This is a genomic window from Bradyrhizobium sp. ISRA442, assembly GCF_038085055.1.
Lineage (GTDB): Bacteria > Pseudomonadota > Alphaproteobacteria > Rhizobiales > Xanthobacteraceae > Bradyrhizobium.
Window position 1 is genome coordinate 95,600 of the sequence record NZ_JALGCN010000015.1, and the last position, 12,612, is coordinate 108,211.

Consider the following 12,612-nt stretch of genomic DNA (forward strand, 5'->3'; position numbering starts at 1 on the left):
CGCGATCGGCTTGGTCGCCCATCGCGCTTCCACTGCAAAATGACATAGATCAGGTCGCGATCAAATCACAGCGCCGCACCCCAGCTCCGCGCGGTCTGCACGATCCAGTCGCGATAGAGCGTGAGTGGGGTGACGCCGGTCAATCCACCGCAACCGGCCGCGCCATTCGGCCCGGTCGACCAGCTAATGACGCCAACGATCACGGGCCCGCTCGGCCTATCCTCGAACACTGGGCCGCCGGAATCACCGGTGCAGGCGCCGATTCCGTCGCGAACACCGTTGGTTACGGGATCGACCAACCGGATCTGGAGCGTGCCGGGCTGACCCGTGGCAACAAGGCCGGCGACCCGCGTGATACCGCCGCTCTTGCCATCGCCGCGCGTGGTGACGCCGATGCCAGCGATGGTGAAGCGGCTGCCGACGTGAATTGGAATTTGCGGCGCGCCGACCGGCACCGTCGATTTTCCCTTGAGTGGAATTTCGAGCTGCAGCAGCGCCACGTCGGCGGTGGCACGATGCGCCTGCATCGCCTGCATGTTGAAGCTCGGATGGATCGCGACGGTGCGGACATTCAGGAGTTGCGGCTTACCATCGGCGCCATAGTCGACGACCTTGTAGTCTGCACCGGGTTGCACACAGTGCGCCACCGTCAGCACCAGCTTCGGTGCGATCAGGCTGCCGGTGCAGAAATTGCCGCGCGAGCCGACGATGGTGACGATGGCACGCGCCACGCCTTCGGCCTGCGGCGTGCCCCCGCCGACGATGGCATGGGCGGGCGTGGTGAGCAGCAGGACACCTGCAATGAACGTCGCGAACTTTGTCATGGAAACACGTCTTGATAGGAACACGTATTGGCGGTCGATCGTAAAGATCCGACATGGCTTCGGACTCGCCCTTGCCGATACCCCGTGCTAGCCGTCTTGTCAGCTATCTTGGCACGAATTGACGAGGGTGCGACATTGACGATCGAGGCCGTGATTTTTGATTTTGGCGGTGTGTTGACCAGCTCGCCGTTCGAGGCGTTTACGCGCTTCGAGACCGAACGGGGCCTGCCCGCCGACATCATCCGGCGTACCAATGCCGCCAATCATCTGGAAAATGCATGGGCCAAGTTCGAGCGCGCCGAGGTCGATATCGATACCTTCGATCATTTGTTCGCCGCGGAATCGCTCGCGCTCGGCGCCGAGGTCCGCGGCCGTGACGTGCTGCCGCTGCTGCAGGGCGATCTGCGCCCCGAGATGGTCGAGGCCTTGAAGCGTATCAAGGCGAAGTTCAAGACCGGCTGCATCACCAATAACCTGCCGGCGAACGCGATCGGCAGCCTCACCGGTCGCACACTCTATGTCGCAGAGGTGATGGCGCTGTTCGACCACGTCATCGAGTCCGCCAAGATCGGCTTACGCAAGCCCGACCCGCGCATCTACCGGATGATGGTCGAGACGCTGAAGGCCGATCCGGCACGATGCGTTTATCTCGACGATCTCGGCGTCAACCTCAAGCCGGCGCGCGAGATGGGCATGACCACGATCAAGGTCACCAGCGGCGCGCAGGCGATCGCCGAGCTCGAGGCGGCGACGGGGTTGAAGCTCGGATAGCTGCGGCAACGGCACTCTCACCCCTCGTCCTGAGAGGGTGAGGGATGTAGATGGTCACGTGCTGCCTCAACAATCGTCATTGCGAGCGAAGCGAAGCAATCCAGGCTGTCTCCGCGGTGGGATTCTGGATTGCTTCGCTGCGCTCGCAATGACGGTGTGGCGCGATATCGCTTAATGGAGAGGCCTATTCCGCCGCGGCAGCGATCCGCTCCGGGAATGCGGCTGCCAGCGAGGCGCGGTCGGGCTTCAGCACGCCGCGCTCGGTGATGAGGCCGGTGACGAGCCGCGCCGGTGTGACGTCGAACGCGTAGTTCGCGACCGGCGAGCCTTCCGGCACGATGCGCACCGTCTCCAGCCGGCCATCGGCGGTGCGGCCGGTCATGTCGGTGACCTCTGCGCCGCCGCGCTGCTCGATCGGAATGTCCCTGATGCCGTCATTGACGGCGAAGTCGATCGTCGGCGACGGCAGCGCGACGTAGAACGGCACGCCGTTGTCATGCGCCGCGAGCGCCTTGAGGTACGTGCCGATCTTGTTGCAGACGTCGCCATTGGCGGCGACGCGGTCGGTGCCGACGATGGCGAGGTCGACCATGCCGTGCTGCATCAGATGGCCGCCGGTGTTGTCGGGGATCACCGTGTGCGGCACGCCGTGATGGCCGAGTTCCCAGGCGGTCAGCGAGGCACCCTGATTGCGCGGGCGGGTCTCGTCGACCCAGACATGGACCTTGATGCCGCGCTCATGCGCGAGATAGATCGGGGCCGTCGCGGTGCCCCAGTCCACGGTCGCAAGCCAGCCGGCATTGCAATGGGTCAGCATGTTGACCGTCTCGCCCGGCTTCTTCGCCGCGATAGCGTCGATCAGCATAAAGCCGTTACCGGCGATGCCGCGGTTGATCTCGACGTCCTGCTCGACGATCTCGTCGGCGCGCGCATAGGCGGCTTCCGCCCGCTCTGAGGGGTCGATCGGCGCGAGCGTCGCGCGCATCTCGTCCAGCGCCCATTTCAGGTTGATGGCGGTCGGCCGCGCCACGACCAGCGTTTCATAGGCGCGCTTCAGGCCGGCATCGGAACTGTCCTCGCGCATGGCGAGCGCCACGCCATAGGCCGCGGTGGCGCCGATCAGCGGCGCACCGCGCACCAGCATGTCGCGGATAGCCGTAGCCGCATCGTCACACGAGGTCAGCCGCGCGACGACGAATTCATGCGGCAGCCTGCGCTGGTCGATCGCACCGACCGACCAGCCGTCACGCTCGCGCCAGATGCTGCGAAAATGCTTGCCGTCAACCTTCATCGCATCTGCCTTTCGCTTCAGGCGCGCAGCACGCGCCCCGCCACCGCGTCGAGCTTCGCTAGCAGCTCCGGATCGCGCGCCTCGGGCGCCGTGATCAGCGCGGTGTCGAGCGCGCGGTCGGAGCCGACCGGGCACGGCTCATGCTCGCGCGGAAAATCCTTTGCCAGCCGCGCCACCAGCGTCTTCGCCTTGTCGGCGTTAGAAGTCAGCATCCGGATGATGTCCTGCACGGTGACGGCATCATGATCGGGATGCCAGCAATCGAAATCCGTCACCATCGCCACCGTGGCATAGCAAATCTCCGCCTCGCGGGCGAGTTTTGCCTCGGGCATGTTGGTCATGCCGATCACGGAGTAGCCCAGCGTCTTGTAGGTCATGCTTTCCGCAAGGGTCGAGAATTGCGGCCCCTCCATGCAGACATAGGTGCCACCGCGGGCGATTGCGATGCCCTCGGCCTCGGCCGCGGCGGCAAGATGAATGCGCAGGCGCGGCGAGACCGGATGCGCCATCGATACATGCGCGACGCAGCCCCTGCCGAAGAACGAGCTCTCGCGCTTGTAGGTGCGATCGATGAACTGGTCGACGAGAACGAAGGTCCCGGGCGGCAGTTCCTCCCTGAACGAGCCGCAGGCCGACAGCGACACCAGGTCAGTGACGCCGGCGCGCTTCAGTACGTCGATATTGGCGCGGTAGTTGATGTCCGAGGGCGACAGCCGGTGACCCCTGTCATGGCGCGGCAGGAACACGATCGGCAGGCCCGCGATGGTGCCGCGCCGTAAGGGAGCCGAGGGCTCGCCCCAGGGGCTCCTGATCACCTCTTCGTGTGCGCCCTCGAGGCCCGGCAGATCGTAGATGCCGGAGCCTCCGATGATGCCCAATACCGCCTGCGTCATGTCTGCTCCACCCCGTTCGCAATCCGCGATCCCGTGGAGAAGCTATGCCAGTTTTGCGGCGGTTTTGGAACGGGATAGGGGTCGGGATGTCGTCAGGAGAATGACACCCCTCGCCGCACATTCGCTGTCGTCCTGGCGAAAGCCAGGACTCATTACCCCAGGGGGTGGTTTGACGAAGACTCGTGGTTCGGGACTGCGACCATCCGCAATCGATAGATTCCTCGGTATGGGTCCTGGCTTTCGCCAGGACGACGTTCGAGCGTTTGGCAGCAGCTTCGCCTCAATAACGACAGGGGAGGCCGCGGTACAGCCAACTAAGCCGCCGTCGCGGGCTGCAACTGGGTCACGATCATCCGCTCCAGCGTTTCGACGGACTGAAAATTCTCCGGCGTAATCTCGGACTGCGGGATGGTGAAGTCGAACTCGGCTTCCACGCCCAGCATCAGGTTGACCATGTCCATCGAGGTCAGGCCGACGTCGACGAGCTTCGCGGACGGCGTGACGTCAGCAGCAAGCGAATTCTGTTCGAGGATGCCCTTCACCAGCTTGATGATGCGATTGCGCACGTCGGTATCGAAGGCCTGCATCGGCAAATTCCCATCTATCTAGGTCGGACCGGATTGCCAGTTACGATGGGCAGGGACGGCCGATCCCGCAATGGGCGTGACCATTACTTCGCGTTTCTTAGTAAACGATGACTCAGATTGTCCGAAATTCATGCTTCTTCCAAATCGCTAACACGATGCCGGAAAATTCGGCGATACGAAAAACTGCCCCTTAACTGTTCGTTCGGAATTGGACTTCGTTTACCCTCTATTTCATCGACGAATTTGAATTAAATCCCTAGCCTTACATCACAAGCAAAGATGGTCGGATGATCGCGATGTGCATCGCCAATGATGCCGGGCGATCTCGAACGACGAAATGGAGAGGCGGACGAGCATGAACGTGCGTGAAGCGGTCCTTCAGCCTGTCGGCGAGGCGCAAGCGAGCTTTCTCGAACAAGGTCCCTCGCTGGTCGAACGCGCGGCCAAGACCGCCGCGGTGGCCGCCGCCGATGCCGAGGGCGTCGATCGCGACGCCCGCTTCCCTCACAAGGCGTTCGAAATGGCACGCGAGCAGAAGCTGCTCGGCGTCATGATCCCGGTCGAATTCGGCGGGCTCGGTGCTTCGATCTACGACGTCACCGACATCTGCTACACGCTCGGGCGCGCCTGCGCCTCGACCGCGATGATCTACGCGATGCATCAGACCAAGGTCGCCTGCGTCATCAGGCACGGCCACGGCATCCCCTGGATGGAGACCATGATGCGCCGCGTCGCCCGCGACCAGTGGCTGCTCGCCTCCTCCACCACGGAAGGTCAGAACGGCGGCAACATCCGCGCCAGCGCAGCCGCGGTCGACAATGCCGGCGACACCGTTACGCTCGTGCGTGACGCCACCGTGATCTCCTACGGCGCCGAGGCCGACGGCCTCGTTACCATTGCCCGCCGCGCCACCGAGGCCGTCGCATCCGACCAGGTGCTGCTGGCGCTCGCCAAGGACGACTATTCGCTGAAGCGGACGCTGGGCTGGGAAACACTCGGCATGCGCGGCACCTGCTCGACCGGCTTCGAGCTGAAGGTGGACTGCCCCGCCGATCGCGTCTTCCCCGAGTCCTATGACAAGATCCACGCCCAGACCATGACCCCGTTCGCGCATCTGTGCTGGTCGTCGGCCTGGGCCGGCATTGCCGCCGCGGCCGTGACGCGCGCGCAGGCATTCATCCGCAAGGCGGCACGCGGCGCGGGCGGGCAGATGCCGCCGGCGGCGGCGCACTTCACCGCCGCGAAAATGTCGCTCGCCAAGCTGCGCGCGCTGATCGCCGCCAATGTCGATGCTTTCGCGCGCGCCGAGCATGACGAGCGCGCCCTCGGCTCGCTCGATTTCCAGTCGTCGATCACGCTCCTGAAGGTCCAGGCCTCCGAGCTCGCGGTCGAGACCGTGATGCACGCGATGCGCACGACCGGGCTGTCGGGCTATCGCAACGATGGCGAATTCACCATGGGCCGCCATCTGCGCGACGTGCTGTCGTCGCCGATCATGATCAACAACGACCGCATCCTCGCAAACGCTGCGACGGCGACGCTGATGAGCGGCGTGCCGATGAGCCTTCGCGACTGACAAGAACAATTGCAGATAGCAGGAATCGCAAACATGAACATTGCCGTTCTCCCCAACGCGCCCGAGACCGCGCCGCAACTTGCCGATCCGCTCGATCATCTCGCTGATGTCCTGTTCCATCGCATGGGCTCGGACGGCGTCTACGCCCGTACCGCGCTCTATGAGGATGTCGTAGAGCGGCTCGCCGCGCTGATAACTCGGCACCGCGAAGCAGGCACGGAGGTGATACGCTTTCCCCCGGTGATGAGCCGCGCCCAGCTCGAGAAGTCCGGCTACCTCAAGAGCTTTCCGAACCTGCTCGGCTGCGTCTGCGGCCTGCACGGCACCGAACGCGAGATCAACGCTGCGGTAAGCCGGTTCGACGCCGGCGGCGACTGGACCACCTCGCTATCCCCGGCCGATCTCGTGCTGTCGCCCGCCGCCTGCTATCCCGTCTATCCGATCGCGGCGAGCCGGGGGCAGCTCCCGAAGGGCGGCCTGCGCTTCGACGTTGCCGCCGACTGCTTCCGCCGCGAGCCGTCGCGCCATCTCGACCGGCTGCAATCGTTCCGCATGCGTGAATATGTCTGCATCGGCACGCCCAATGACGTCGCCGACTTCCGCGAGCGCTGGATGGTGCGGGCGCAGGCGATCGCCCGCGACCTCGGCCTGACCTTCCGCGTCGACTATGCCAGCGATCCCTTCTTCGGCCGCGTCGGCCAGATGAAGGCGGTGAGCCAGAAGCAGCAGCAGCTCAAGTTCGAGCTCCTGATTCCGCTGCGTTCGGAAGAGCAGCCAACCGCCTGCATGAGCTTCAACTATCATCGCGAGCATTTCGGCACGACCTGGGGCATCCGGGATGCCAATGGCGAGCCCGCTCACACCGGCTGCGTCGCCTTCGGCATGGACCGGCTCGCCGTCGCCATGTTCCACACCCACGGCACCGATCTCTCCGCCTGGCCCGCCAAGGTGCGGGATATCCTGGGCATGCAGCCGCACGTTCCGGCCGATGCCCATGGCGAGGGCTGGCGCTAAAGCAACGAGGCCGACCATTTCCACGGGCAAGACGAGCGTGATCCACACCAAGGTCCGATGCCGCGAGATCGCTGAGTCCGACGTCGAGGCGATCGCGGACCTGCTGACGCGCGGCTTCGTCGGCCGCTCGCGCAACTATTGGATCCAGGGCCTGCGACGGCAAGCCTTCCGCCCCGTACCGGAAGGCTATCCGCGTTTCGGCTACATGCTCGACGATGACGGCACCCCCGTCGGGGTGCTGCTGCTGATCTACACGACGCGGAAGAACGGCGAAGCGACCGCGATCCAGTGCAACCTGTCGAGCTGGTATGTCGACCCGGCGTATCGCAACTACGCGCCGCTGCTGACCAAGATCGCGCAGCGGCACAAGGACGTGACCTATCTCAACATCAGCCCGGCGGCGTGGACCTGGCCGATCATCGAGACGCAGGGCTTTCGTGCCTATTCCAGCGGCATGTTCTTCTCGGTGCCGGCGCTGACGCGCGCGCCGCGCTGGAGCAAGATCGAGGTGATCTCGCAGCACGTCAAGCAGATCGACGGGCTCTCCGAAGCCGAGACTGAACTGTTGAGACGGCATGCGCGCTACAATTGTCTCAGCGTGGTCTGTCGCACGCCGCAGGGCGCGTTTCCGTTCGTCCTGCAATCGGTGCGGATCCGCCGCGGCTTCATCGCGCCGCCGGCAATGCGGCTGATCTACTGCAGGAGCGCCGCGGAATACGTTGCCTGTGCCGGCCGCATCGGCCGGCTGTTGCTCCGGCTCGGCAAGATCTCGGTGATCGTCGATGCCAACGGCCCGATCCCGGGCCTGGTCGGCATCTACACCGAGCGGCGCGGCCGCAAATATTTCAAGGGCCCGCACCGGCCGAACCTCGCCGACCTCACGGACACCGAGCTCGTGCTGTACGGGCCGTGAGAGGGCGTAGCCAACACGGGATGGGCAATACGCGCCTGTCATGCCCGGCTTGACCGGGGCATCCAGTACGCCGCGGCTTTTCCGTATTCGTCGCTGTCTCTGGAATGCTGGATCGCCCGGTCAAGCCGGGCGATGACACCTGCGCATGCGGCTTACGGACAAGAATGCGGACGACGTGGTAAGCTCTACCAAAGCCGGAGCGCACGCCATGTCTGACCGCAGCATGCATTGGGAGAACGTCTACGCCACCAAGGGCGAGACCGAGGTGAGCTGGTTCCAGGATTGCCCGGAGATCTCGCTCGAGATGATCCGGGCAGCAAATCCGGCTCGAGACGCCGCCATCATCGATATCGGCGGTGGTGCATCGCGACTGGCCGACTGCCTCCTGCGCGAGGGATATCGCAACCTGGCGGTGTTGGATCTCTCGGCCAATGCGCTCGACGCGGCCAAGCGACGAATCGGCACCGGCGCTGGAGCTGTCGACTGGATCGTCGTGGACGTGACGACTTGGCAGCCGGCGAAGACGTACGACGTCTGGCATGATCGCGCGGCATTTCACTTCCTGACCGATCCGGTGGACAGGGCGGCCTATGTCGAACGCTTGCGCGCGGCCGTGGCGCCCGGCGGCCAAGTCATCATCGCCACCTTTGCGCCCGACGGTCCGGAGAAATGCAGCGGCCTGCCCGTGCAGCGGCACGACAGCGCGAGCCTCTCGGCAGAGCTCGGGCCGGAATTCGAACTCGTCGAGACCCGGCGCGAGATCCACCATACGCCGTGGAATTCGACGCAGGCGTTCCAGTTCAGCCGGTTCAGGCGGCGCAGTTAAAGACGCATGTCATGCCCCGCGAAGGCGGGGCATCCAGTACGCCGCGGCTTCTCAATGGACGACGAACGTCTCTGGAATACTGGATCGCCCGATCAAGTCAGGCGATGACAGTGCAGAGATCGGTACGTATATGCCCCAACCTCGTCATTGCGAGCGCAGCGAAGCAATCAAGGCTGCCCCCGCGGAAAGACTCTGGATTGCTTCGCTGCGCTCGCAATGACGGAGCGTGTGCAGACCAGCCTATGCTGCCAGCTTCACCGCGTGCGCAAAGTCCCAATAGAGCTTGCGCGCTTTGGTGTAGAATGGGCCCGGCTTCAGCTCACGATCATCGATGCGGATGACCGGGGCGACCTTGGCGAAATTGCCGGTGGAGAAGATCTCGTCGGCGGTGACGAAGTCGGAATAGCGCAGCGTCTTCTCGACCACCGTGACGCCGTCGGCGCGCAGCAGGCCGATGACGCGCTGGCGCGTGATGCCATTCAGGAACGTGCCGTTCGGCACCGGCGTATAGACCACGCCGTCCTTGGCCATGAACACGTTGGAATTGCCGAACTCGGCGACGTTGCCGAGCATGTCGAGCATCAGCGCGTTCTGGAAGCCGCGCGAGGCGGCTTCCGCCAGTGCCCGCGAATTGTTCGGATAGAGACAGGCGGCCTTCGCCTCGACCGGGGCACATTCCGCGGTGGGTCTGCGGAACGGCGACAGCGTGATGGCGTGCCGACGGGTTTCGGCATCGGCGCCTCGTAGATGCACAGGCACCAGTTGGTGGTCTCGGGATCGAACAAGACCCCACCGCCGGAACCGTTCTGCGCCCAATACATCGGGCGGATGTAGAGCTCCGCATTCGGCGCAAAGCGCGCCAGCCCATCGCGCGCGAGCGCGAGCCAGGTGTCGGTATCGACCATCGGCTTCAGGCCGAAATTGATCGCAGATTGATTGGCACGGGCGACGTGGCGGTCGAGATCGGGCGCAACGCCCTCGAACGCGCGCGCCGTCGAACACGACCGAGCCGAGCCAGGCCGCATGCGTGCGCGGCCCCATCATCGGCACGTTGCCGTCGTGCCATTTGCCTTCGAAGAAGGTCCAGCTCGGAGAATACTCGATGGGCTTCTTGATCTCGGCCATGACCGGCCTCCCCTTGGCGTGATGCCGCATTATGCCACGACTATGGTGCCCGATTCCTAAACGATTTCCTGCGGGGAGCTACTGTGCATCTTCCACGAGGGGGAAGTAAGAGACGTGGGCGATTGCACGATTTCGCAGTATTATCTGCACGTCGACTGTCGTTAACCGGTGCCCCATGCCGCTCGATCCGCTCGCGAAGCGTTTGTTGACCATGATGGCCGCGGCCGCGCCGCAGGCGCGGAGCCGGCCGAGTGTCGAGGCGCGGCGACAGTCGCTGGCGAAGCTGATGCAGTTCGCGCGCGCCGAGGCGCCGGATGTGACGACGTCCGACGGGGTACTCCCCGGTCCGGGCGGCAACCTCCCCTATCGGCTCTACACGCCCGCGAACGCGGGCGAGCGCGCGCCGGGGTTTGTGTTCTTCCACGGCGGCGGGTTGGTCGCCGGCAGCATTTCGACACACGACCGCATTGCCGCGGCGCTTGCGCATGCGACCGGCTGCCGGCTGGTCTCGGTCGATTACCGGCTCGCACCCGAACATCAATTCCCCGCCGCCGTCGACGACGCCATCGCCTCGACCGAATGGGTCGCGCGAGAGGCGTCGTCGCTCGGCATCGACGCCGAGCGGCTCGTGGTCGGCGGCGATTCCGCCGGCGCCACGCTCGCGGCGATCGTCTGCCAGGAGGCGCTGCAGAACGCCGGCCTCTCGATCATCGCGCAATGCCTGATCTGCCCTGTGCTGGATTTCGAAGAGACGTCACCTTCGCGCGAGGCGTTTGCCGAAGGGCACCTGATCGACCGCGTCACGATCGAAGCCGACCTCGCCGACTATCTGCCGGACGGCATCAACACCGCCGATCCCCGCATCTCGCCGCTACGCGCAACGCGGCTCGTCGGCCTTGCTCCAGCGATCATCCACACCGCCGAGTTCGATCCGATGCGCGACGAAGGCAATGCCTATGCGCACAAGCTGCTCGCCGCGGGCGTCACGGTCGAGCATGTCTGCCACGACGGCATGGTTCACAATTTCCACGCCATGGGCGCGATCCTGCCGCAGGCGCAGCTCGTGCTGTCGCAGATCGGCGAGCAGGTGCGGCGCGCGGTTGGCGGGTGAGGTGCTTCTTACCCTCTCCCCTTGTGGGAGAGGGTGGCTTCGCGAAGCGAAGCCGGGTGAGGGGTATCTCTCCGCAAATTCGATAGAGGTTACTCTGCGGAGACAGACCCCTCATCCGGCGCTTCGCCGCCACCTTCTCCCACAAGGGGAGAAGGGAAGAAACACCGCCTAAGCGATAACCATCACGAGCAACGCTTACAAATTCGACTCAAATTTTCGCCAATTCGGCAGCAACCGTTAGGGTTACTTCCTCGATCTCTAGGCGAATTATTGTCCGCTTTACCACCCGCCTCTAACACGAGGACGGCGGACAACGCACATCCCTCACTCAGGCCAATAAGTGCGGCCCGCCCCACTCGGAGGTGGACGATGCGCAACGAGACGATCGCTATTCACGCCGGCTACGAACCCGAAGCCACCACGCACGCAGTCGCCGTGCCGATCTATCAAACCGCAGCCTACGCCTTCGACAGCGCCGATCACGGCGCAGCGCTCTTCAATCTCGAGGCTGAAGGCTTTCGCTACAGCCGCATCGCCAATCCGACCAGCGCGGTGCTCGAGAAACGCATCAGCCAACTCGAAGGCGGCGTCGGTGCGCTCGCGGTCGCGACCGGCCAGGCCGCCTTGCATTTCGCTTTCGTCAACGTCGCCGATCACGGTGGCAACATCGTCTCCGTGCCACAGCTCTACGGCACCACCCACACGCTGCTCTCCCACATCCTGCCGCGTCAGGGCATTACGGGCCGCTTCGCCGAGAGCGACAAGCCGGAGGCCATTGCAAAGCTGATCGACGAGAATACCCGCGCGGTGTTCGCCGAAACGATCGGCAATCCTGCCGGCAATGTCTGCGACATCGAGGCGCTCGCCAGAATCGCGCATGCGCATGGCGTGCCACTGATCGTCGACAATACGGTTGCGACCCCGATCCTGCTCAAGCCGTTCGACTACGGCGCCGACATCGCCGTGCATTCGCTGACCAAGTTTTTGGGCGGCCATGGCACGACGCTCGGCGGCGCCATCGTCGATTCCGGAAATTTCCCGTGGGCCAAGCACGCCGACCGCTTCCCGGCCTACAACAAGCCGGACGCTTCCTATCACGGCCTCGTCTATGCCGAGCGGTTCGGCCGGACCGCCTATATCGAGCGCGCGCGCAGCGTCTATCAGCGCACCATGGGCGCGGTGCTGTCGCCATTCAACGCGTTCCTGCTGCTCCAGGGCATCGAGACGGTGGCGCTGCGCATGGAACGCCACGTCGAGAACGCTCGCAAGGTTGCGGAATTCTTGCGTGCGGACCCGCGCGTCGCCTGGGTCAACTACGCGGGTTTCCCCGATAGCCCCTATTACCCGCTGGTGCAAAATATCTGAACGGCAACGCCTCCTCGCTGTTCACCTTCGGTATCAAGGGCGGCATGGAAGCCGGCAAGGCTTTCTATGATGCGCTGAAGCTGATCACGCGCCTCGTCAATATCGGCGATGCCAAGTCGCTCGCCTGCCATCCGGCCTCGACTACGCACCGGCAGATATCGGCCGAGCAGCAGCGCACGGCGGGCGTACTGCCGGAGACGATCCGCCTCTCGATCGGCATCGAGCATGCCGCCGATATCATCGAGGACATCGACCAGGCGCTGGAAAAGGCCTGCGCGTCGGTGCGCCTTCAGGCCGCGGAGTAGGCGACGGCGCC

Annotated in this window: 10 protein-coding genes and 2 pseudogenes; 7 read left to right on the top strand and 5 right to left on the bottom strand. The window is 64.5% G+C overall.

The annotated features are described in order from the left end of the window. Nucleotides 1–65 precede the first annotated feature (65 nt). Nucleotides 66–824, bottom strand: a complete 759-nt coding sequence (locus MTR72_RS27325; protein WP_280967208.1) for a S1 family peptidase — start codon at nt 822–824, stop codon at nt 66–68. A gap of 135 nt (nt 825–959) precedes the next feature. Here MTR72_RS27325 and MTR72_RS27330 point away from each other — a divergent pair, with 135 nt between their 5' ends. Continuing rightward, nucleotides 960–1,595 (top strand): HAD-IA family hydrolase, encoded by a 636-nt coding sequence (locus tag MTR72_RS27330; protein ID WP_280967209.1) that lies wholly within the window; start codon nt 960–962, stop codon nt 1,593–1,595. A 184-nt stretch (nt 1,596–1,779) separates the two neighbouring features. Here the strand turns inward: MTR72_RS27330 and mtnA are convergent, their stop codons facing one another. From mtnA to MTR72_RS27345, 3 genes are all read right to left on the bottom strand, one after another. Next, complete coding sequence (gene mtnA, locus MTR72_RS27335) at nt 1,780–2,886, bottom strand: S-methyl-5-thioribose-1-phosphate isomerase (protein ID WP_341511568.1); 1,107 nt, start codon at nt 2,884–2,886, stop codon at nt 1,780–1,782. Nucleotides 2,887–2,903: 17 nt separating this feature from the next. After that, a complete protein-coding gene (locus MTR72_RS27340) occupies nt 2,904–3,779 on the bottom strand; it encodes an S-methyl-5'-thioadenosine phosphorylase (RefSeq protein WP_280967211.1) in 876 nt (291 codons plus the stop codon). Nucleotides 3,780–4,093: 314 nt separating this feature from the next. Beyond that, entirely contained in the window at nt 4,094–4,366 is a 273-nt protein-coding gene (locus MTR72_RS27345) for a phosphopantetheine-binding protein (protein ID WP_280967212.1), read from the bottom strand. A 355-nt stretch (nt 4,367–4,721) separates the two neighbouring features. Here MTR72_RS27345 and MTR72_RS27350 point away from each other — a divergent pair, with 355 nt between their 5' ends. The 4 genes from MTR72_RS27350 (at nt 4,722) to MTR72_RS27365 (ending at nt 8,695) form a co-directional block, all read left to right on the top strand. Then, nucleotides 4,722–5,942: an acyl-CoA dehydrogenase family protein gene (locus MTR72_RS27350; RefSeq protein ID WP_280967213.1), complete on the top strand. Its 1,221-nt coding sequence runs from the start codon at nt 4,722–4,724 to the stop codon at nt 5,940–5,942. A gap of 33 nt (nt 5,943–5,975) precedes the next feature. Continuing rightward, complete coding sequence (locus MTR72_RS27355; protein ID WP_341511569.1) at nt 5,976–6,956, top strand: amino acid--[acyl-carrier-protein] ligase; 981 nt, start codon at nt 5,976–5,978, stop codon at nt 6,954–6,956. A gap of 37 nt (nt 6,957–6,993) precedes the next feature. Continuing rightward, nucleotides 6,994–7,869 (top strand): acyl-CoA acyltransferase, encoded by an 876-nt coding sequence (locus MTR72_RS27360; RefSeq protein WP_341511570.1) that lies wholly within the window; start codon nt 6,994–6,996, stop codon nt 7,867–7,869. 208 nt (nt 7,870–8,077) lie between these two features. Beyond that, nucleotides 8,078–8,695 (top strand): class I SAM-dependent methyltransferase, encoded by a 618-nt coding sequence (locus MTR72_RS27365; RefSeq protein WP_341511571.1) that lies wholly within the window; start codon nt 8,078–8,080, stop codon nt 8,693–8,695. 240 nt (nt 8,696–8,935) lie between these two features. Here the strand turns inward: MTR72_RS27365 and MTR72_RS27370 are convergent. Next, nucleotides 8,936–9,820 (bottom strand): annotated as a pseudogene (locus MTR72_RS27370) (branched-chain amino acid aminotransferase). Nucleotides 9,821–9,995: 175 nt separating this feature from the next. On the opposite strand from MTR72_RS27370, the gene MTR72_RS27375 reads away from it, so the two are divergent. Next, nucleotides 9,996–10,931: an alpha/beta hydrolase gene (locus MTR72_RS27375; protein ID WP_280967217.1), complete on the top strand. Its 936-nt coding sequence runs from the start codon at nt 9,996–9,998 to the stop codon at nt 10,929–10,931. Nucleotides 10,932–11,300: 369 nt separating this feature from the next. Then, nucleotides 11,301–12,601, top strand: a pseudogene (locus MTR72_RS27380) (O-acetylhomoserine aminocarboxypropyltransferase/cysteine synthase family protein). Nucleotides 12,602–12,612: the final 11 nt, after the last annotated feature.

What these genes read in the sequence shown, in the direction of transcription:
- MTR72_RS27325 (WP_280967208.1), bottom strand. Translation starts at nt 824, where the DNA reads ATGACAAAGTTCGCGACGTTCATTGCAGGTGTCCTGCTGCTCACCACG.
- mtnA (WP_341511568.1), bottom strand. Translation starts at nt 2,886, where the DNA reads ATGAAGGTTGACGGCAAGCATTTTCGCAGCATCTGGCGCGAGCGTGAC.
- MTR72_RS27340 (WP_280967211.1), bottom strand. Translation starts at nt 3,779, where the DNA reads ATGACGCAGGCGGTATTGGGCATCATCGGAGGCTCCGGCATCTACGAT.
- MTR72_RS27345 (WP_280967212.1), bottom strand. Translation starts at nt 4,366, where the DNA reads ATGCAGGCCTTCGATACCGACGTGCGCAATCGCATCATCAAGCTGGTG.
- MTR72_RS27350 (WP_280967213.1), top strand. Translation starts at nt 4,722, where the DNA reads ATGAACGTGCGTGAAGCGGTCCTTCAGCCTGTCGGCGAGGCGCAAGCG.
- MTR72_RS27355 (WP_341511569.1), top strand. Translation starts at nt 5,976, where the DNA reads ATGAACATTGCCGTTCTCCCCAACGCGCCCGAGACCGCGCCGCAACTT.
- MTR72_RS27365 (WP_341511571.1), top strand. Translation starts at nt 8,078, where the DNA reads ATGTCTGACCGCAGCATGCATTGGGAGAACGTCTACGCCACCAAGGGC.
- MTR72_RS27375 (WP_280967217.1), top strand. Translation starts at nt 9,996, where the DNA reads ATGCCGCTCGATCCGCTCGCGAAGCGTTTGTTGACCATGATGGCCGCG.